General features: G+C 76.0%; 19 protein-coding genes. 10 read left to right on the forward strand and 9 right to left on the reverse strand.

What is annotated here, in order from left to right:
- Positions 1-12: 12 nt before the first annotated feature.
- The 4 genes from I4I82_RS04075 (at position 13) to lipB (ending at position 3,149) form a co-directional block, all read left to right on the forward strand.
- Positions 13-903 (forward strand): TIGR01777 family oxidoreductase, encoded by an 891-nt coding sequence (locus tag I4I82_RS04075; RefSeq protein WP_218592172.1) that lies wholly within the window; start codon positions 13-15, stop codon positions 901-903.
- Positions 900-2,126, forward strand: a complete 1,227-nt coding sequence (locus I4I82_RS04080; protein ID WP_218592171.1) for an NAD(P)/FAD-dependent oxidoreductase — start codon at positions 900-902, stop codon at positions 2,124-2,126. Before I4I82_RS04075 ends, I4I82_RS04080 begins: the two co-directional genes overlap by 4 nt.
- 111 nt (positions 2,127-2,237) lie before the next feature.
- Positions 2,238-2,396, forward strand: a complete 159-nt coding sequence (locus tag I4I82_RS04085) for a hypothetical protein (protein WP_218595231.1) — start codon at positions 2,238-2,240, stop codon at positions 2,394-2,396.
- Between the two features lie 9 nt (positions 2,397-2,405).
- Positions 2,406-3,149 carry a lipoyl(octanoyl) transferase LipB gene (gene lipB, locus I4I82_RS04090; protein ID WP_218594615.1) on the forward strand — a complete coding sequence of 248 codons (744 nt, stop codon included), beginning with the start codon at positions 2,406-2,408 and terminating at the stop codon, positions 3,147-3,149.
- 133 nt (positions 3,150-3,282) lie between these two features.
- On the opposite strand, the gene I4I82_RS04095 is transcribed toward lipB, so the two are convergent.
- Together I4I82_RS04095 and I4I82_RS04100 are read right to left on the reverse strand one after the other, a co-directional pair.
- Positions 3,283-3,480 carry a hypothetical protein gene (locus I4I82_RS04095; RefSeq protein WP_218594614.1) on the reverse strand — a complete coding sequence of 66 codons (198 nt, stop codon included), beginning with the start codon at positions 3,478-3,480 and terminating at the stop codon, positions 3,283-3,285.
- Positions 3,480-4,415, reverse strand: coding sequence for an LLM class F420-dependent oxidoreductase (locus I4I82_RS04100; protein WP_218594613.1), 936 nt, complete (start codon positions 4,413-4,415; stop codon positions 3,480-3,482). Before I4I82_RS04100 ends, I4I82_RS04095 begins: the two co-directional genes overlap by 1 nt.
- A 30-nt stretch (positions 4,416-4,445) precedes the next feature.
- Here I4I82_RS04100 and I4I82_RS04105 point away from each other — a divergent pair, with 30 nt between their 5' ends.
- Positions 4,446-5,363, forward strand: coding sequence for an oxidoreductase (locus tag I4I82_RS04105; protein ID WP_218594612.1), 918 nt, complete (start codon positions 4,446-4,448; stop codon positions 5,361-5,363).
- 10 nt (positions 5,364-5,373) lie between these two features.
- Complete coding sequence (gene lipA, locus I4I82_RS04110) at positions 5,374-6,378, forward strand: lipoyl synthase (protein WP_218595232.1); 1,005 nt, start codon at positions 5,374-5,376, stop codon at positions 6,376-6,378.
- On the opposite strand, the gene I4I82_RS04115 is transcribed toward lipA, so the two are convergent.
- From I4I82_RS04115 to I4I82_RS04125, 3 genes are all read right to left on the reverse strand, one after another.
- Positions 6,379-7,524, reverse strand: coding sequence for a lyase family protein (locus I4I82_RS04115; protein WP_226369869.1), 1,146 nt, complete (start codon positions 7,522-7,524; stop codon positions 6,379-6,381).
- 67 nt (positions 7,525-7,591) lie between these two features.
- The gene (locus I4I82_RS04120; RefSeq protein WP_218594714.1) at positions 7,592-8,806 is read right to left on the reverse strand and encodes a cytochrome P450 family protein; all 1,215 of its coding nucleotides are present in this window, start codon (positions 8,804-8,806) and stop codon (positions 7,592-7,594) included.
- Between the two features lie 25 nt (positions 8,807-8,831).
- Positions 8,832-9,941, reverse strand: coding sequence for an NAD(P)/FAD-dependent oxidoreductase (locus tag I4I82_RS04125; protein WP_218595233.1), 1,110 nt, complete (start codon positions 9,939-9,941; stop codon positions 8,832-8,834).
- Between the two features lie 202 nt (positions 9,942-10,143).
- Here I4I82_RS04125 and I4I82_RS04130 point away from each other — a divergent pair, with 202 nt between their 5' ends.
- The 3 genes from I4I82_RS04130 (at position 10,144) to I4I82_RS04140 (ending at position 12,397) form a co-directional block, all read left to right on the forward strand.
- Positions 10,144-10,302 (forward strand): hypothetical protein, encoded by a 159-nt coding sequence (locus I4I82_RS04130; protein WP_218595234.1) that lies wholly within the window; start codon positions 10,144-10,146, stop codon positions 10,300-10,302.
- Between the two features lie 110 nt (positions 10,303-10,412).
- Positions 10,413-11,078: a 4'-phosphopantetheinyl transferase family protein gene (locus I4I82_RS04135; RefSeq protein ID WP_226369870.1), complete on the forward strand. Its 666-nt coding sequence runs from the start codon at positions 10,413-10,415 to the stop codon at positions 11,076-11,078.
- On the forward strand, positions 11,075-12,397 hold the full coding sequence (locus I4I82_RS04140) for a DNA polymerase IV (RefSeq protein WP_226369871.1): 1,323 nt from the start codon (positions 11,075-11,077) through the stop codon (positions 12,395-12,397). Before I4I82_RS04135 ends, I4I82_RS04140 begins: the two co-directional genes overlap by 4 nt.
- 22 nt (positions 12,398-12,419) lie before the next feature.
- Here I4I82_RS04140 and nhaA read toward each other — a convergent pair whose 3' ends face one another.
- Complete coding sequence (gene nhaA / locus I4I82_RS04145; RefSeq protein WP_218592898.1) at positions 12,420-13,760, reverse strand: Na+/H+ antiporter NhaA; 1,341 nt, start codon at positions 13,758-13,760, stop codon at positions 12,420-12,422.
- 68 nt (positions 13,761-13,828) lie between these two features.
- On the opposite strand from nhaA, the gene I4I82_RS04150 reads away from it, so the two are divergent.
- Positions 13,829-14,323 (forward strand): DsbA family protein, encoded by a 495-nt coding sequence (locus I4I82_RS04150; protein ID WP_226370415.1) that lies wholly within the window; start codon positions 13,829-13,831, stop codon positions 14,321-14,323.
- Here the strand turns inward: I4I82_RS04150 and cobT are convergent, their stop codons facing one another.
- From cobT to cobN, 3 genes are read right to left on the reverse strand one after another with little or no spacing between them, the layout of a single operon-like run.
- Complete coding sequence (cobT, locus tag I4I82_RS04155) at positions 14,324-15,391, reverse strand: nicotinate-nucleotide--dimethylbenzimidazole phosphoribosyltransferase (protein ID WP_218592900.1); 1,068 nt, start codon at positions 15,389-15,391, stop codon at positions 14,324-14,326.
- The gene (gene cobI / locus I4I82_RS04160) at positions 15,388-16,137 is read right to left on the reverse strand and encodes a precorrin-2 C(20)-methyltransferase (RefSeq protein ID WP_218592901.1); all 750 of its coding nucleotides are present in this window, start codon (positions 16,135-16,137) and stop codon (positions 15,388-15,390) included. The genes cobT and cobI overlap by 4 nt, the downstream gene beginning before the upstream one ends.
- On the reverse strand, positions 16,134-19,853 hold the full coding sequence (gene cobN / locus I4I82_RS04165; protein ID WP_218592902.1) for a cobaltochelatase subunit CobN: 3,720 nt from the start codon (positions 19,851-19,853) through the stop codon (positions 16,134-16,136). The genes cobI and cobN overlap by 4 nt, the downstream gene beginning before the upstream one ends.
- Positions 19,854-19,855: the final 2 nt, after the last annotated feature.

Here is a 19,855-nt window from a genome sequence, read left to right on the forward strand (position 1 = left end):
AGTATTCACCGCGTGCGCGTCGTCATCGCCGGTTCGTCCGGTCTGATCGGAACAGCCCTCGTCTCCCACCTGCGCGAGACCGGCCACGACGTCCTGCGGCTGGTCCGCCGGACGCCGGCCGCTCCCGACGAGCGGGGCTGGGACCCACCCGCGGGGCACGTCGACGACGGCACCTTCGACGGCGTCGACGCCGTGATCAACCTCGGCGGCGTCGGCATCGCCGACCGTCCCTGGACCGGGGCGCGCCGCCAGGAGATCCGCGACAGCCGGATCGTCCCCACCGAGGTCCTCGCCGCCGCGGTGGCCCGGTACGGGGTGCCGGCGTTCCTGTCCGGCTCGGCCACGGGCTTCTACGGCGACACCGGCGGCGTGGCCGTCGACGAGACGGCGCCGCACGGGCGGGGCTTCCTCGCCGAGGTGTGCGCCGACTGGGAGGCCGCCACGGCCGCCGCGCGCGACGCGGGCGCCCGGGTGGTGCCGCTGCGCACCGGCCTCGTGCTCTCCCCCGCCGGCGGGCTGCTGGGGCTGCTGCGGCCGCTGTTCAAGGCCTTCCTGGGCGGGCGGCTGGGCCCGGGCACGCAGTACATGCCCTGGGTCTCCCTCGACGACGAGGTGGGCGGCATCCGGTTCGCGCTGGAGACGCCCTCGATCACCGGCCCGGTCAACCTGGTCGGGCCGACGCCCGCCACCAACGCCGAGGTGACGAAGGCCCTGGCCGCCGCGGTCGGCCGGCCGACGTCGATCCCGGTGCCCGCGGTCGTCATCAAGACCGTGCTGGGCTCGATGGGCGAGGAGATGCTGCTGTTCGGGCAGCGGGTCGTGCCGGCGGCGCTGGAGTCCTCGGGCTACCAGTTCCGCCACCACGCGGTGGGCGAGGCGCTCTCGGCGGCCGTCGGCTCGTGAGCGCCCATGACGTGATCGTGGTGGGCGCCGGCCTCGCGGGGCTGCGCGCCGCGCGGCTGCTCGCGCGCCGCGGGCTCGACGTGCGGGTGCTCGACGCCGCCGACCGCCCCGGCGGGCGGATGGCCACCGACGTCGTCGACGGCTTCCGCTGCGACCGCGGCTTCCAGGTGCTCAACACCTCCTACCCCGCGCTGCGCGCCGCCGCGAACCTCCCGGCGCTCGACCTGCGCGCGTTCGAGCCCGGCGCCGCCGTCCGCGGCGCCGACGGGCGGCTGCACCGGTTCGCCAACCCCGCGCGGCGGCCGTCGCAGGCGTTCGCGACGGCGTTCGACGGGCTGTTCGGCGTCCGCGACAAGGCGAAGCTGGTGGCCTGGACGGCCCGCGTGCTGGGCGCCCCGCCCTCGCGCACCGCCCGCCTGATCGACCGGTCCGCCGCGCAGGACCTCGCCGCGGCCGGGCTGGACGGGCCCGTCGTCGAGCGGTTCCTGCGCCCGTTCCTGTCCGGCGTGCTGGGTGAGACCGCGCTGACGACGTCGGCGGCGTTCGTGCGGCTGGTGTGGCGCAGCTTCGCGCTCGGCACCGTCGCCGTGCCCGCCGAGGGCATGGGCGCGCTGCCGGCGCAGCTCGCCGCCGGCCTGCCCGAGGGCGTGCTGGAGCTGGGGCGGCGGGTCACGACCGTCCGCCCGGGCGTCGTGCACACCGCCGACGGGGAGCGCACGGCGCGGGCCGTGGTCGTCGCCGTCGACCCGGTCACCGCGAGCACCCTGCTCCCCGGCCTCGACGTGGCCCCGATGCACGCTCTGACCACCTACTACCACGTCACCGACGCCCCGCCGGCCGAGCTGCCGCTGCTGCACCTCGACGCCACGCGCGGCCCCGTCGCCAACACCGTGGTGCTCACCCGCGCCGCCCCCGGCTACTCCCCGGACCACCGCGCGCTGATCTCCTCGACGGTCGTCGGCGCCCCGATCCCGGAGCCCGAGGTGCGCCGCGAGCTCGGGCGGCTCTACGGCCGGTCGGCCGCCGCCTGGGCGCACCTGCACACCGCCGAGGTGCGGGCCGCGCTGCCGGCGTTCCGGCCGGGCAACCCGGTGCGGCGTGAGGTCGCGCTGGGCGACGGCTTGTTCGTCGCGGGCGACCACCGCGACACCCCGTCGACGCAGGGCGCGCTGGTCAGCGGCCGCCGGGCCGCGGAGGCGGTGCTGGCCCACCTCGACACCTGATCTTGCCGAAATGAGGTGAGCTCGCTTGACTTTCGAGCGTGTCCCCCGGCACCTCCGCCCCCGCGCCCGCCGCCACCCGCACCGTCACCCATCGCGGAGAACGACGCCCGGGTGGCCGCCCTGGCGGCGGCCGTCGGCGACCCGGGCGCCCTCGAGGTCTCGCTGGTCTCGGTGCTCGGGGCGGTCGTCGAGGTCGGGCAGCACTGGTTCTTCCACGGCCCGATCGCCGCCCGCCTGATGCTCGACGACCTCGAGCGGCGCTACGCGTAGCGTGAGCTCATGGCCCTCCGTGCGAGCTGCCGGCGCAGCACCGACCCCGTCCGCATCGACCGCATCGGCGTCCTCGAGTACGTCGCCGCCTGGGACACCCAGCGAGCGAACGCCGAGGCGCGGCGGGCGGGCACCGGGTCCGACGTGCTGATGCTGCTGGAGCACCACTCGGTCTACACGGCGGGCAAGCGCACCCGGCCCGAGGACCGGCCGACCGACGGCAGCCCCGTCGTCGACGTCGACCGCGGCGGCCGCATCACCTGGCACGGCCCGGGGCAGCTCGTCGGCTACCCGATCATCGGACTGGCCGAGCCGCTGGACGTCGTCGACTTCGTCCGGCGGCTGGAGGAGGCCCTGATCCACGTCGTGCACGACCTCGGCCTCACCGCGGCCGGGCGCATCGACGGGCGCAGCGGCGTCTGGCTGCCCGCCGACGACCGCGGCCCCGAGCGCAAGGTGGCCGCGATCGGCGTCCGGGTCCAGGGCGGGGTCACGCTGCACGGCTTCTCCCTCAACTGCGACCCCGACCTCGCCGAGTTCGACCGGATCGTCCCCTGCGGCATCGCCGACGCCGGCGTCAGCTCGCTGAGCCGCGAACTCGGGCGCCCGGTGCCGATCGACGCCGTGATCGACGACGTCACGGTCGCCGTGCTCGACGCGCTCGACGGTCGGCTGCCGGTGACCGAGCACCCCGTCGACCGCCTCGCCGCACCCGCCGGGCTGGACCTGCGCCTGCACCCCTCCCTGCGGTAGCCCTCCGCGGCGCGCCCGCCCCGGCCGGTCCGGTCGACCGGCCCGAGGCGCTGGTCGACCGGATCGCCGCGCACCCCGACCACGCCTCGGTCCGCCTCGGCGGCGGCGCCGACGTGGCGGGCCGGCTGCGCGGCTAGTCCCGGCTGCGGGGCCGGTCGCGGCCGTGCGCCGACACCAGTACCGCCGCCACCGCGACGCCGACGCCCACCACGACGATCGCCACCAGCGCGAGGCCCGGCAGCTGGAACGCGCCGACCACCGTCGTGAGCACGAGGGCGGCGACGGCCGCGGCCGCGGTGGCGCGGATCAGGGTCGGGTTCCAGCGCAGCATCAGCGCAGCTGCGGCACGACGTCGGAGGCGATCAGGTCGACCTGGTCGAGGTCGGCGAGGTCGAGCAGCTGGCAGTAGACGCGCGTGACGCCCGCCTGCTCGCGCCATGTCCCGAGGCGGTCGACGACCTCCGCGGGCGACCCGGCCAGGCCCTCGGACCGCAGCTCGTCGACGTCGCGGCCCAGCGTGAGCGCGCGGCGGGCGACCTCGGCGTCGTCGCGCCCGACGCAGACGACCTGCGCGACCGAGCGCACCAGCTCCGACGGGTCGCGCCCGACGGCCTCGCACGCCGCGCCGACCCGCTCGAACTGCTCCGCCGCCGCCCCGACGGCGGAGAACGGCACGTTGAACTCGGCGGCGTACCGCGCGGCGAGCTCGGGCGTCCGCTTCTTCCCCCGGCCCCCGATCACGATCGGCGGACGCGGCTGCTGCACCGGCTTGGGGAGCGCCGGCGAGTCGGTGACGGTGTAGTGCGCGCCGTCGAAGGAGTACCGCTCGCCCGGCAGCGTGCCCCACAGGCCCGTGATGATCTCCAACTGCTCGGTGAGGCGGTCGAAGCGCTCCCCCAGCGGCGGGAACGGGATCCCGTAGGCGGCGTGCTCCGCGTCGAACCAGCCCGAGCCGAGCCCGAGCTCGACCCGCCCGCCCGCCATCCGGTCGACCTGCGCCACCGACACGGCGAGCGGGCCGGGCAGCCGGAACGTGGCCGAGGAGACGAGCGTGCCCAGCCGGATGCGGGAGGTCTCGCGGGCGAGGCCGGCGAGCGTCAGCCAGGCATCGGTCGGGCCGGGTTCGCCGGACGCCTCCCCCATGGCCAGGTAGTGGTCGGAGCGGAAGAAGGCGTCGTAGCCGGCCGCCTCGGCCGCCTGGGCGACGCGGAGCAGGTCGTCGTAGTCGGCGCCCTGCTGGGGCTCGGTGAAGATCCGGAAGTCCACGCGCCCGAACCTACTGGCACCATCGCGATCATGCCGTGGACGCTGCGCGATCTGGACGACCAGACCGGCCGCACCGTGCTCGTCACCGGCGCCACGTCCGGGCTCGGGCTCGCCTCCGCCGCCGCGCTGGCCGGGGCGGGGGCCCGGGTGCTGCTGGGTGCGCGCGACCCGGATCGCGGGCGCCGCGCGCTGGAGCGGGTGCCCGGCGGCGAGGTCGTCGCGCTGGACCTGGCCGACCTGGAGTCGGTCCGTCGCGCCGCCGCCGACGTCCGCGCACGCACCGGCGACGCCCTGCACGTGCTGATGAACAACGCCGGCGTGATGGGGCTGCCGCCGGGCATCACCGTCGACGGCTTCGAGACCCAGATCGGCACCAACCACCTCGGGCACGCGGCGCTGACCTGGCTGCTCATGCCGGCGCTGCGCGGGGCGGGCGGCGCCCGGGTGGTGACGCTGTCGAGCCTCGCGCACCGCGGGCCCGGCCTCGACGTCGACGACCTGCACTTCGCCCGTCGCGCCTACACCGGCGCGCGGGCCTACAGCCAGAGCAAGCTCGCCAACCTGCTGTTCGCCCGCGAGCTCGACCGGCGGCTGCGCGCGGCGGGCGAGGACGTGATCTCCGTCGCCGCGCACCCCGGCCTGACCGACACCGCACTGCTCTCGTCGTCGGTGCGGGCGCGCAGCGGAGCGTGGCTCGTGCTGCCGCTGGCCCGGATCGTCAACGTCGTCACCACGCAGCGGGTCGCGCGCGGGATGCTCCCCCAGCTGTACGCGGCGACGTCGCCGCAGATCAGGGGCGGCGACTACGTCGGACCGGGCGGGCTCGGCGAGACGCGCGGCCTCCCCGCCCCGGCGAGGGCGTCCGCGGCGGCGCGCGACGAGGGGCTGGCGGCGCGGCTCTGGGAGGTCACCGCCGCCGAGACGGGCACGGCGCCCGACCCGGCGTAGCCTGGGCGGTGTGACGATCGCACCCGAAGGTCGCAAGCTCCTGCGCCTGGAGGTCCGCAACAGCGAGACCCCCATCGAGCGCAAGCCCGCGTGGATCCGGACGAAGGCGAAGACCGGGCCCCAGTACACCGAGCTCAAGGCGCTGGTGCGCTCCGGTGGCCTGCACACCGTGTGCGAGGAGGCCGGCTGCCCCAACATCTACGAGTGCTGGGAGGACCGCGAGGCCACCTTCCTCATCGGCGGCGAGCAGTGCACCCGGCGCTGCGACTTCTGCCAGATCGACACCGGCCGCCCCGCCGAGCTGGACCGCGACGAGCCCCGCCGCGTCGCCGAGTCCGTGGCCCAGATGGGGCTGCGCTACTCCACCGTCACCGGCGTGGCCCGCGACGACCAGCCCGACGGCGGCGCCTGGCTCTACGCCGAGACCGTCCGGCTCATCCACCAGCTCAACCCCGGCACCGGGGTGGAGCTGCTGATCCCGGACTTCAACTCCATCGACGCCCAGCTCGACGAGGTCTTCGCCGCCCGCCCCGAGGTCCTGGCCCACAACCTCGAGACCGTCCCGCGGATCTTCAAGCGGATCCGCCCCGCGTTCCGCTACGACCGTTCCCTCGAGGTCATCACCAAGGCCCGTGCGGCCGGGCTGGTCACCAAGTCCAACCTCATCCTGGGCATGGGCGAGACCCCCGAGGAGGTCGTGTCCGCGCTGCGCGACCTGCACGAGGCCGGCTGCGAGATCATCACCATCACCCAGTACCTGCGGCCCTCCGCCCGGCACCACCCGGTGGAGCGCTGGGTCAAGCCCGAGGAGTTCGTCGAGCACTCCGAGGCCGCCAAGGAGATGGGCTTCGCCGGGGTCATGGCCGGCCCGCTGGTGCGCTCGTCCTACCGCGCCGGGCGCCTCTACGCCCAGACCAAGGCCGCCCGCGGCGAGGAGCTCTCCCCCGAGCTGGCCCACCTGGCGGCGGAGGGCACCGCGGCGCAGGAGGCCGGCGCGCTGCTGGCCCGCAGCTAGCTAGCGCGCGGCCAGCGCCGCGTCCACCAGCTCCCCGGCCCGGCCAGTCCCGGCGCCGTCGGGCACCGACGCCGCCATGCGATCGGGGTGCACGGTGAGCCCCTCCAGGCTGGTGCGCAGCCGGGAGGCGGCCCCGCCGGTGGCGCGCAGCAGGTCGGCGAGGGTCTCCCACTCGCTGTGCCACGCCCCCGCCGCGCGCTGGTGCTCGCCGTCCATCGCGGCGAGCAGGACGGCGACGAGGCCGGGGGCGCGGCGCGCCGACGCCCGTGCGGTGACGGCGGCGATCGGGTTGCGCTTGTGCGGCATCGACGACGAGTCGCCGGGCGCGGCCTCGCTCACCTCGCCCAGTTCGGTGCCCGCCAGCAGCACGACGTCGGTGGCGGGCTTCGCGCACGCCCCGGCCGCGACGCCCAGCGCCCCGGCCAGCTCGCCGACCCGGGTGCGCTCGGTGTGCCACGGCACGCCCGGGTCGGCCAGGCCCAGCCGCGCGGCCAGGTCGGCGGCGACGGGCAGCGGGAGGCCGTCGAGCGTGCCCGCGGGGCCCCCGAGCTGCGCGGGCAGCCCGCCCAGGACGGCGGCGAGGCGGGTGCGGGCGCGGTCGAGGCCCGCGCACCAGCCCGCGGCCACGAGGCCGAACGTGGTGGGCAGCGCCTGCTGACCCAGCGTGCGGGCCATCGTCGGGGTGTCGCGGTGGACGGCGGCGAGGCGGGCGGCGGCGTCGGCGGCGCCGCGCAGGTCGTCGAGCAGGACCTCCCCGGCCCAGCCGGTGAGCAGCACCGCCGCGGTGTCCATCACGTCCTGGCTGGTGGCGCCCGGGTGCACCGACGGCCCCACGTCGGGGCCGACGGCCGCGCGCAGCGCGCGGACGAGCGGGATCACCGGGTTACCGCCCTCGACGGCGGCGGCGCCGAGCGCGGCCGGGTCGACGTCGAGGTCGACGGCGGCGATCGCGTCGGCGTGCTCGGCCGGGATCACGCCGTGCGCGGCCGCGGCCTGCGCGAGCGCCACCTCCACGGCGACGAGCGCGGCCACCCAGGCGGCGTCGTCGAGGCGGGCGGCGACGCGGTCGCCGCCGAACAGCGGGTCGAACAACGCTCCGCGCGCCACACGCACCTCCCGGTCGACGTGCGAACGGCCCGCTCGCACGTGCTCATTGTGCGAACGGGCCGTTCGGCCGAGGCGGGCGGGTGCTGCCCCGGGAGGTACCGCTGCGTCAGGCCGCCGGGCCGGGCGTCACCGGCATCGTGCGCAGGCCGCGCACCAGCGTGCTGCGCCGGTAGACCAGCTCGGCCGGGTCGACGGCCAGGGCCAGCTCGGGGCGACGGGCCATCAGGCGCCCGATCGCCTCCTGCCCCTCGATCCGGGCGAGCTGCGCGCCCAGGCAGTGGTGCAGGCCGTGACCGAAGGCGACGTGGCCGCCGGCGTCGCGGTCGATCTTCAGCTCGGCGGCGTCGGGCAGGCGCGCGTCGTCGCGGTTGGCCGAGGCCAGCGAGAGCGACACGACGGCCCCGGCCGGGATCGTGACGCCCGAGTACTCGACGTCCTCGGCGGCGAACCGGGCGGGCGCGCTGTGCACCGGGGAGTCCCAGCGCAGGAACTCCTCGACGGCCGACGCGATCAGCTCGGGCCGCTCCGCCAGCAGTCCGCGCTGCTCGGGGTGGGTGAGCAGCGCGAGGACGCCGTTGCCGATGAGGTTCACGGTGGTCTCGTGCCCGGCGATGAGCAGCAGCATCGCCATGGCGACGAGCTCCTCCTGCGACAGCACGTCACCCTCGTCGGCCACCTCGATGAGCCCGCTGATCAGGGCGTCGTCGGGGTTCTCGCGCTTGGCGTCGATGAGCGTCGAGAGGTAGGCGTGCAGCTTCATCGACGCCTCCATCGCCTGGTCCTGGGTCGACTCGTCGACCATGACGTTGGACCAGGAGGCGAAGTCGTCGCGGTCCTCGGCGGGCACGCCGAGCAGCTCGCAGATGACGAACACCGGCAGCAGGAACGCGTAGCGGGCCATGAGGTCGACGGAGCCGTCCTCGGGCAGCTCGTCGAGCAGGCCGTCGGCGAACTCGGCGATGCGCGGGCGCAGCTCCTCCATCCGCCGCACGGTGAAGGCGCGCGAGACGAGCTTGCGCAGCCGGGTGTGCTCCGGCGGGTCCATGAGGATCATCATCGGGATCGGCGTGGCCGGCTGGCCCGCGCGCTGGTCGGCCGGCAGCGTGTAGCGCCAGTCCTTGCTCAGCCGCGGGTCGGTGAGCGCGGCGCGGACGTCGGCGTGGTCGAACATCATCCAGACCGACCCGCCGGGCTGCTTCACCTCGCGCACCGGGATGTCGTCGCGCTGCGCGCCGTAGACCGGGTACGGGTCGTTCCAGAAGGCGCCCTCGAACAGGGCCGGGTCGTCGTGCGTTGCCTGATCATCGTGTGTGGTGGTCACGGTGCTCCCATCGGCGATGTAAGCGTCAGCTTACGTGAAGTCGGGTGGGGGCCAGGGCGGCCGGTGCGGCGGCCCCCCGGACGACGGAGGCGGCCAGGGCCGCGAGCGCGGGGGCGGACTCGATGCCCGATCCGCCCTGCCCCGCGACGAACCAGAAGCCGGGGTGGGCGGGCCAGGCCCCGACGACGGGACGCCGGTCGGGGACGAACGAGCGCAGCCCGGCCCAGCTCGTGCGCACCGAGCGCAGGCCCAGCGCGGTGACGGCCTCGACGCGCTCGAGCGCGAGCGCCACGTCGACGTCGTCGGGGCGGGCGTCGCCGGGCGCGGCGGGCGTCTCGTCGGCGCGGGAGACCAGGAGATCGGACCCGTCGGACTTGAAGTAGAAGCGCTCGGCGGCGTCGATCACCATCGGGCGGGAGAGCCGGGCGGGGTCGGGCACGCGCGCGACCGCGATCGTGCGCCGCAGCGGGGCGAGCCCGACGCGTGGGACGCCCGCCAACGCGGCCACCTCGTCGGACCACGCCCCCGCGGCGTCGACGACCGCGCCCGCGGCGAACACCTCCCGACCCGCGGTGACCCGCCAGCCGTCACCGTCGCGGGTGATCGCGGTGGCCCGCGCGCCCCCGCGGACGGTGCCGCCGCGGGCCCGCAGGCCGCGGACGTAGCCCTGGTGCAGTGCGTCGGTGTCGATGTCGGCCGCGCCCGCCGTCAGCGCGGCGACGCGGACGACGCCCGGCGCGAGGGTCGGGCTGCGGCGCTGCGCCTCGGCGGAGTCGATCGCGACCGGGGCGCCCGGCTCCCCCGCGCGCTCGGCGAGGACCTCGGCCAGCGCCCGCTCTCCCTCGTCGTCGCAGCCGACCCACAGCACGGGCCGGGGGTCCAGCAGCGGCGGCGTGCCGAGCTCGTCGGCCAGCGCGGTGAACCGCGGCCAGCTGTCCTCGATCAGCGCGCGGACGACGTCGGCGCCGTGGCCGGGCACGTAGATCGCGGCGGAGCGGGCGGTGGAGTGGCGCCCCAGCACGTCCTCGGCCTCCAGCAGCAACACCGAGCGGTCGGCCGCCAGCTCGTAGGCCACGGACGCCCCGGCGATGCCGCCCCCGATCACGATCACGTCGGCCACCACCACGTCGGTCACACCGACCACGGTAGGGATATTCGGTGGCGCCGCCGCCCGGGCCGCCGTTACCGTCCTCACATGCGCTACTGAGACGCCGCCGCGCTCGCCGCGGCCCCGCGGCCGGTCGACCCCCTCGGTCCCCGCCGCCGGTCATCCGTTCAGCCCTGTCCACCGGCCGGTCCGGCCGTGCCCGGCCCCGTGCTGCCCTCAGGAGACCCGCATGCGTGAAGCGACCCCGCCCGTCCCGCCCGCCAACCGCGCCGCCCGGCGCGGGAAGCAGACCGAACCCGTGCCCCCGGCCGCCCGCTACCGCGGTCCGGCGGTGCCCGCCCGGCCCGCCCAGGGCCGCCGGATCGCCCCGATACGCCGCTCGGGCTGATCCGGTCACCACCCCGGCGCCGCCGGTCCCGCGTCCACGGGACCGGCGGCGCCCGGCCTCTCCCCCGCCGTCCGCCCCTGGCTGTCGGTGCCCCGATCTAGGATCACTCCGTGGGTACCTGCACGGTGTTGTGGGCCGCGCCGGTGGCTCCGTCCGGTGCGCCCGGGCTCGTCGGGATGCTCGACGCCCACGAGCGCGAGCGGCTCGCCCGCTTCCGCCGCCCCGATGACGCCGCCCGCTACCTCGCCGCCCACGCGCTCACCCGCCGCGCGCTGGGCGCCCACCTCGACGCCGACCCCGCCGCGCTGGTGTTCGACCGCACCTGCCGCTGCGGGGAGCAGCACGGGAAGCCGCGGCTCGCCCCGGCCGACCACCCCGACGCGCCCGGCTTCTCCTTCAGCCACGCCGGCGACGTCGTCGGCCTCGCCGTGCACGACGGCCCGGTCGGCCTCGACGTCGAGCAGGTGCGCCCGCTCGCCGACCTCGCCGGGATGGCCGCGCACGCCTGCGCGCCGGACGAGCGCGTCGCCGACGACGGGCAGTTCTTCCGGCTGTGGACGCGAAAGGAGGCGCTGCTCAAGTCCACCGGTGAAGGCCTGTCCACGCCGATGGCCGACATCTCGATCGCGGGGGACGGCGCGGTGCGGTGGGGCGGACGCGCGGTGTGGCTGCTCGACCTCTCCCCCGCCCCCGGCTACCCGGCCGCGCTCGCCGGCCCCGGCTCCGCCCCGCCCGCCGTCACCGAGGCGGACGGGCGCGCGCTGCTGCGGCCGTGAGCGGCGCCGGACGCTGGGTCCTGCACCTGGACATGGACGCCTTCTTCGCCTCCGCCGAGCAGCTCACGCGCCCGACGCTGGCCGGGCGGCCGGTGCTGGTCGGCGGGCTGGGGCCGCGGGCGGTGGTGGCCGGCGCGAGCTACGAGTCGCGCGTGTTCGGCGTCCGCTCGGCCATGCCGATGGGCCAGGCGCGGCGCCGCTGCCCGCACGCGGTCACGGTGCCGCCGCGGTTCGTGCTCTACCAGTCGCTGTCCGAGCAGGTCATGGGCGTGCTGGCGGAGGCGGCGCCGGTGCTGGAGCCGGTGTCGGTCGACGAGGCCTACCTGGAGCCGCCCGCGCTGGCCGGGGCCGGGGCGGCGGAGGTCGAGCGGTTCGCCGTCGACCTGCGGGCCGCGGTGCGCGCGGCCACCGGGCTGCCCGCATCGGTCGGCGCGGGGTCGGGCAAGCAGCTCGCCAAGATCGCCTCCGAGCTCGCGAAGCCCGACGGGCTGCGGGTCGTCACCCCGGCCGAGCAGGAGGCGGTGCTCGCGCCGCTGCCGGTGCGGGCGCTCTCGGGCGTCGGTCCGGTGGCCGAGACGGGGCTGCACCGCCTGGGCATCCGCACGGTCGGCGCGATCGCCGCGATGGACCTGCGCGAGCTCACCGGGCTGCTCGGCACCGCCGTCGGCACGGAGCTGCACCGCCTGGCCCGCGGCGTCGACGAGCGGCCGGTGGCCCCGCGCGGCGCGGCCAAGCAGATCAGCGCCGAGACCACCTTCGACGCCGACCTCACCGCGATGCGCGCCGTCCACGAGGCCGTCGCGCGGATCACCGGGGCGGCGCACCGCAGGCTGGTCGCGTCGGGGCGGGCGGCGCGGACGGTCACCGTCAAGGTCCGCAGCGCCGACTTCACCACCCACACCCGCTCGGAGACCTCCGCCGTCGCGAGCACCGACCTGGGCGCGCTCACCGCGGTCGCGCAGCGGCTCGCGCGGACCGCGGTGCCCGAGGGCGGCGTCCGGCTGATCGGGGTGTCGCTGGCCGGCCTGGGCGACGACCCGCCGCCCGCGCTGTTCGAGCCGCCGCGCGAGCCCGACCTCGTGCTCGACGCGGAGCCGGAGAGCGCCGCCGCCGAGGAGGAACCCGACCTCGCGCGCCCCTGGCGCCCCGGCGACGACGTGCGCCACGACGAGCACGGCCACGGCTGGGTGCAGGGCGCCGGGCACGGGCGCGTCACCGTGCGGTTCGAGACGCGCACGACCGGCCCCGGCCGCGCGCGCACCTTCCCCGCCGACGACCCGGCGCTCGTCCGCGCCGATCCGCTGGGCAGCCTGGCCTGAGCGGCTCGGACCTCCGGGGATCTCAGTCCGGCGGCCGCCACGGCCGCGGCGGCAGCACGGGCAGGCCACTGGGGGCGCACTGCCCGCCCCGCTCGCCCGCGACGCGGAAGATCGTCCAGCCGATCAGGCCCGCGAGGATCGAGCCGGCCAGGATGCCGATCTTGGCCTGGTTGACCAGCGCCTCGTCGTCCAGGGCGAGGTCGGTGACGAACAGGGCCACGGTGAACCCGATGCCGGCGAGCCCGGCGCCGCCGATCAGCTGGCCCCAGCGCAGCGTGTCCGGGACGCGCCCGATGCCGGTGCGCAGCGCCACCCAGGTGCCCGCGGTGACGCCGATGAGCTTGCCGACCGTGAGCCCGGCGATGATGCCCAGGGTGATCGTCGAGGTCAGCGCCGCGGCGATCGTCTCCCCGCTCAGCAGGACCCCCGCGTTGGCCAGCACGAACAGCGGGACGATGACGTAGCCCGTCCACGGCTGCACGCGCATCTGCAGGCGCTCGTTGGGCGACACCGCCTCGGTGACGGCGGCCTGCGCGGCCATCGCCCGCTGCGCGGTCGGGTCGACCAGGAAGCTGCGGCCCGCCGTCTGCACCCGCTGGATGTCCTCGGGACGCGGCGCGTAGGCGTTGACCAGCAGGCCCATCGCCACCCCGACGACGCTGGGGTGCACGCCCGAGCGCAGCGTCGCCCACCACATCAGCACGCCGATGACGACGTAGAGCGGCGTGCGCCAGATCCGCGCGAACCGCAGGGCGAGCAGCGCGAGGAACAGGGCGCCGGCCAGCAGGAGCGCGACCACGTCGACGTCGTCGGTGTAGAAGATCGCGATGGCCGCGACCGCGCCGATGTCGTCGACGATGGCCAGCGCAAGCAGGAAGACCCGCAGCTGGTCGGGGCAGCGGGGCCCGACCAGCGCCAGCACGCCGATGACCACCGCGGTGTCGGTGGAGATCGCGATGCCCCACGCCCCGGCGCCCGGCCCGTCCGCGTTGAGCAGCAGGAAGATGCCCGCGGGGACGACGAGCCCGCCGATCGCGGCGATCGTGGGCGCGGCCAGCGCGCGGATCCCGCGCAGCTCACCCAGCACCATCTCCCGGGAGATCTCCAGGCCGACGGAGAAGAAGAACAGCACCATGAGGCCGTCGTTGACCCAGTGGCGCAGGTCGAGCGTGAGGTCGGCGCCGCCGACGGTGAACGAGAGCGGGGTGTGCCAGAAGTCCTCGTACCCCCCGACGAGGTTGGCCCACAGCAGGGCGGCGACGGCGGCGACGAGCAGCAGCACCGCCGACCCCGACTCGGTGGCCAGGAAGGAGCGCGCGGCGCGGCTGAGCTCACCGCGCTCGGTCAGGGTCGTCACCGCCACCACTACGATCATGCCATCCGCGGCCCGTCGATCACTGCGAGGCGACCATTCCCACGCTCGACCCGCCCATCGGGCCCTACGACCACCTGCAGGGCATGCTCGGTGCGGAGGTGGACCTCGTCGAGTACGGCGACTTCGAGTGCCCGTACTGCCGGGCCGCCGCGCCCGTCATCGAGGAGGTCCGGCACCGCCTGGGCGACCGCCTCGTCTTCGCGTTCCGGCACTTCCCGCTCGCCGAGCTGCACCCCTACGCGCTGTCGGCCGCGGTCGCTGCCGAGGCCGCGGGACTCGCCGGCCAGTTCTGGCCGATGCACGGGCTGCTCTACGCCGGCGACGAGCCCGCGCTCACCCAGGCCGACCTGCGTGGCTACGCCGAGACGATCGGCGTCGAGCCGGCGTCGGTGTTGTGGCCGGCCACCCGGGCCGTGGAGGACCGGGTGGAGGCCGACTTCAACAGCGGTGTGCGCTCCGGGGTGCTCGGCACCCCGCAGCTGTTCGTGCGCGGGGAGCCCTACCGCGGCCCGATCAGCGTCTCCGCGCTGCTCGAGGCGTTCGAGGGCTGATCACGCCCGTTCAGTGTCGATCATCACGGCGTCGGTCACGCCCGCGTCGCCGAACGTGGCGACGTCGTGCAGCGCCCGCACCGCCGCCCGCAGCAGCGGCAGGGCCAGGACCGCGCCCGTGCCCTCCCCCAGGCGCAGGCCCAGGTCGAGCAGGGGGTCGAGGCCGAGGTGGCCGAGCGCGAGGCGGTGCCCGGGCTCGGCCGAGCGGTGCCCGGCGACGCAGTACGCCACCGCCTCCGGCGCGAGAGCGGCCGCCACGAGCGCCGCGGCGCCCGCGCTGACGCCGTCGAGCAGCACCGGGATCCGCCGGGCCGCAGCGCCCAGCACGAGCCCGGCGATGGCCGCGTGCTCCAGGCCGCCGAACGCGGCGAGGACGCCGAGCGGGTCGGACGGGTCGGGCCGGTGCAGCGCCAGCGCGTCGCGGACGACGCCGGTCTTGCGGGCGAGCGTGGCGTCGTCGATGCCGGTGCCGCGGCCCGTCGCCCGGTCGGGGTCCGCCCCGGTGAACGCACAGATCAGCAGCGCGGCGGCGGTGGTGTTGGCGATGCCCATGTCGCCGGTGAGGACGCACCCGCGCTCGGGCACCGCGGCGATCCCCGCCTCGACCGCGGCGACGACCTGCTCGCGGGTCAGCGCCGGGCCCACCGCGAGGTCGGCGGTGCCGTCGGCCACGCGGCGGTCGAGGACGCCGTCGAGTGCGGGCAGCGGTGCGGCGACGCCCACGTCGAGCACGGTGACCTGCACGTCCGCGGCCCGGGCGAACGCGTTGACCACGGCCCCGCCGCCGGCGAAGTTGGCGACCATCTGCCCGGTGACCTCCTGCGGCCACGGCGTGACGCCCTGCGCGTGGACGCCGTGGTCGCCCGCGCACACCACGACCACGGCCGGGTCGGGCAGCGGGGGCGGGCAGGTGCCGGCGATGCCGGCGAGGCTGACGGCGAGGTCCTCGATCCGCCCGAGCGAGCCGGGCGGCTTGGTCATCCGGTCGAGCCGGTCGGCCGCGGCGGCCCGGGCGGCGGCCGACGGCGGGGTGATGGCGGCGAGGGTGGCGGCGAGCAGGTCGCTCACAGGGCTCCTCCGCGGCCGGTGCGCGCGGGAGGCACGATGAGCGTCGAGAGGTAGGGGCCGGGGGCGTCCGGGTCGAGCTCCGACGCGGGGCGCACGTCCTCCTCGGGCAGGCCGAGCCCCGAGCCGTACACCGCGCCGTCGAGGCGGCCGGTCTCGCGAAGCACCGCGAGGGTCTCGGGCAGCATCCGGCCGAACTTGTAGGCGACGACGGAGTCGCCGCGGTCCAGCGCCTCACGGAAGCGGTCGGCGCCCGCCGTCATCGGGAACAGCGACAGCGCCTCCCGCCCCTCGACGAGCGGGGTGCCGCTGCGCGCGGCGAGGTCCTGCATCGCGGTGATACCGGGGATGAGCTCGACGGACAGGTCGCCGACCAGGTCGCGGACGGTCGCGGCGAGGTAGGTGAAGGTGGAGTAGACGCACGGGTCGCCGATCGTCGCGAACGCCGCGGTTCCGCCGTTCCCGTACTGGTCGCGGTGCTCGGCGAACCAGCGCGCGACCTGCGCCGCGGCGTCGTCCCAGGCCCGCTCGCGGCGGGCCGTGTGCTCGCGGTCGTGCAGCGCGAACACCACCCGCTCGACGCGCCAGGCCTCGGCGTAGAACAGGACGGTCTGCTCGGCGCGGCCGGTCTCACCGGAGTCGGCGACCGGTACGAACACGACGTCGGCCTTGGCCAGGAGGTTCGCGGCCTTCACCGTGACGAGGTCCGGGTCACCGGGGCCGACGCCGACCCCCACGAGCGTGCTCATTCCTGGCCCTCCAGGTCGCCCTCGAGCTCGAGGTAGGTCTGCCGCAGCCGGTCGAGCACGGCGTCGTCGGGCTTGGCCCACATCCCGCGCTCGGCCGCCTCCAGCAGCCGCTCGGTGATGCCGCGCAGCGCCCACGGGTTCGACTTCTCCATGAACGCGCGGTTGGTCCCGTCGAACACGTAGCTCTCGGCGAGCTGGGTGTACATCCAGTCGTCGACGACGCCGGCGGTGGCGTCGTACCCGAACAGGTAGTCGACGGTCGCGGCGAGCTCGAACGCGCCCTTGTAGCCGTGGCGCTGCATCGCCGCGATCCACTTCGGGTTGACCACGCGCGCCCGGAACACCCGCTTGGTCTCCTCGGCCAGGGTGCGGGTGCGCACGGCGTCGGTGACGGCGGAGTCGCCGACGTAGGCCGCGGGCGTGCGGCCGGTGAGCGCGCGGACCGTGGCGACCATGCCGCCGTGGTACTGGAAGTAGTCGTCGGAGTCGACGATGTCGTGCTCGCGGGTGTCCTGGTTCTTCGCGGCGACCGAGATGCGGCGGAAGGACTGCTCCATGTCGGCGCGGGCCTCGCGCCCGTCGAGGCCGCGGCCGTAGGCGTAGCCACCCCAGACCGCGTAGACCTCGGCGAGGTCGGCGTCGCTGCGCCAGTTGCGGGCGTCGATCAGCGGGAGCAGGCCGGCCCCGTAGGCGCCGGGCTTGGATCCGAAGATGCGGGCGGTGGCGCGGCGGCGGTCGCCGTGCTCGGCGACGTCGGTCTCGACGTGCTCGCGCAGGAAGTTGTCGGGCTCGTCGACCTCGGCGACCGCCGCGAAGGCGTCGTCGAGCAGCGTGATGACGTGCGGGAACGCGTCGCGGAAGAAGCCGGAGATGCGGACGGTCACGTCGATGCGCGGCCGCCCCAGCTCCTCGCGCGGCACGATCTCGAAGCCGGTGACGCGCCGCGAGGCCTCGTCCCAGACCGGGCGGGTGCCGATGAGGGCGAGGATCTCGGCGAGGTCGTCGCCCTGGGTGCGCATGGCGCTGGTGCCCCAGACCGTGAGGCCGACGCTGCGCGGGTACTCGCCGGTGTCGGCCAGGTGTCGCGCGATCAGCGAGTCGGCCAGCATCGACCCGATCTCCCACGCGCTGCGCGACGGGATCGCCTTCGGGTCGACGGAGTAGAAGTTGCGGCCGGTCGGCAGGACGTTGACCAGCCCGCGCGTCGGCGAGCCGGACGGCCCGGCCGGGACGTGCCCGCCGTCGAGGGCGTGCAGGACGCCGCCGATCTCGTCGGTGGTGCGGGCCAGGCGCGGCACGACCTCGGTGCAGCCGAACTCCAGCACGGCGACGACGTCGGCCACGGGCTCGCCGAGCAGCTCGGTGACGACCGCGGCGGCGCCGGACCAGCCGCGCTCCTGGAGGGTGATCACGAGCTGTCGGGCGACGGACTCGAGGACGTCGACGAGGTCGGCGCCGGTGCGGGACGGGCCGTCCCCGAGCCGGACCAGCCGCTCCCGTGCGGTGCCCTCTGGCGCTCCCCTTTGCTCTGAGCACCCGGACGCACCACCCGGGTGGTGCGTATCGGTGTCCAGAGCAAAGGGGGCGACCGGCGCCCCCGGCTCGGCCAGGAGGGCCTGCTCGTCCAGCCCCGCCCACGCCGCCAGCGCCGCCCGCAATCCCGGCAGCGCCCGCTTCCCGCCCCACACCTGCGTGGCCCGCAGGATGCTCAGCACCAGGTTGACCTGCGCCTCGTCCGCCGGCACCCCGCCCAGGACGTGCAGCCCGTCGCGGATCTGGACGTCCTTCACCTCGCACAGGTAGCCGTCGATGTGCAACACGAAGTCGTCGAAGTCGTCCTCGCCCGGCGCGGTGTCGACGTGCAGGTCGTGGTGCAGCTGCGCGGCCTGCACGACCTCCCAGATCCGCGCGCGCAGGGCGGGCGTCTTGGCCGGGTCCATCGCCTGGACCGTCGCGTACTCGTCGAGCAGCTGCTCCAGCTTCGCCATCTCGCCGTAGGTGTCGGCGCGGGCCATCGGCGGGACGAGGTGGTCGACGACCACGGCGTGCCCGCGCCGCTTGGCCTGCGTCCCCTCCCCCGGGTCGTTGACGATGAACGGGTAGACCAACGGCAGCTCGCCCAGCACGGCGTCGGGCGCGCACTCCGCCGACAGCCCGAGCCCCTTGCCGGGCAGCCACTCCAGCGTGCCGTGCTTGCCCAGGTGCACCACCGCGTGCGCGCCGAAGGAGTGCTCCAGCCAGCGGTACGCGGCGAGGTAGTGGTGCGAGGGCGGCAGGTCCGGGTCGTGGTAGATCGCGATCGGGTTCTCCCCGAACCCGCGCGGCGGCTGGATCATCAGCACGACGTTGCCGAACGTGAGCGACGCCAGGACGACGTCGGACCCGTCGACGTAGAGCGACCCGGGCGCCTCGCCCCAGTGCTCGCGGATCCCGTCGGTCAGGGCGGCCGGCAGGGCGTCGAACCAGCGGCGGTAGTCCTCCAGCGGCACGCGCGACGGCGCCGCGGCGAGCTGCTCCTCGGTGAGCCACTCGACGTCGTGCCCGCCCGCCGCGATCAGCGTGTGGATCAGCTCGTCGGAGTCCTGGGGGAACTCGCCGATGGTGTAGCCCGCGTCGCGCAGGGCGTTGAGCAGCACGACCGCCGACGCCGGGGTGTCGAGCCCCACCGCGTTGCCGACGCGCGAGTGCTTGGTCGGGTACGACGACAGCACGACCGCGAGCTTCCGCTCGGCCACCGGCGTGCGGCGCATGCAGGCGTGCCGCACGGCGAGCCCGGCCAGGCGGGCGGCGCGCTCGGGGTCGGCGCGGTAGACCGGCAGGTCGTCGCCCGGCTCGGTCTCCTTGAACGAGAACGGCACGGTGATCAGCCGGCCGTCGAACTCGGGGATCGCGACCTGCATCGCGGCGTCCATCGGCGACAGCGCGGCGTCGGAGGCCTCCCAGACCGCGCGCGAGGTCGTGAGCGAGAGCCCCTGCAGGACGGGGACGTCGAGCGCGGCGAGGGCGCCGGGGTCCCACGCGTCCTCCTCACCCCCGGCCGACGCCGACGAGGCGACGGTCCCGCCCGCGGCGAGCACCGTCGTGACGAGCGCGTCGACGCCCGACAGCAGCGCCATCAGCTCGTCGTCGGCCTGGCGCAGCGAGCCGCAGAACACCGGGAGCGCGTTGGCGCCGCGGGCCTCGACCTGCTCGCACAGCGTCTCGACGAACGCCGTGTTCCCCGACAGCGCGTGCGCCCGGTAGAACACGACGCCGACGGTCGGCCGGGCCGGATCCTGCGCGCGGTCGCCGAGCACGCCGAACTCCGGCGTCGGCTCGGGCGCCGCGAACCCCTCACCGGTCAGCAGCACGGTGTCGGAGAGGAAGCGGTGCAGCTCGCGCAGGTTGGCGGTGCCGCCGGCGGCCAGGTAGGCCAGCGCCTCCGAGGCGACGCCCGCGGGCACCGTCGAGGCGGCCATCAGCTCGGCGTCGGGGGCGGCCTCCCCGCCCAGCAGCACGACCGGGCGCCCGGTCGCGACCAGCGCATCGACGCCCTCGGGCCAGGCCCGGCGGCCGCCGAGCAGGCGCAGGACGACGACGTCGACGCCGTCGAGCAGGGCCGGCAGCCCCTCCGGCTCGACGCGGGCGGGGTTGGCGGTGCGGTACACCGCGTCCGACCCGCGGGCGGCGAGCAGTTCGGTGTCGGCGGTGGACAGCAGCAGGACGACGGGCGCCATCG

Source organism: Pseudonocardia oceani (assembly GCF_019263585.2).
In the GTDB taxonomy this organism is placed as follows: domain Bacteria; phylum Actinomycetota; class Actinomycetes; order Mycobacteriales; family Pseudonocardiaceae; genus Pseudonocardia; species Pseudonocardia oceani.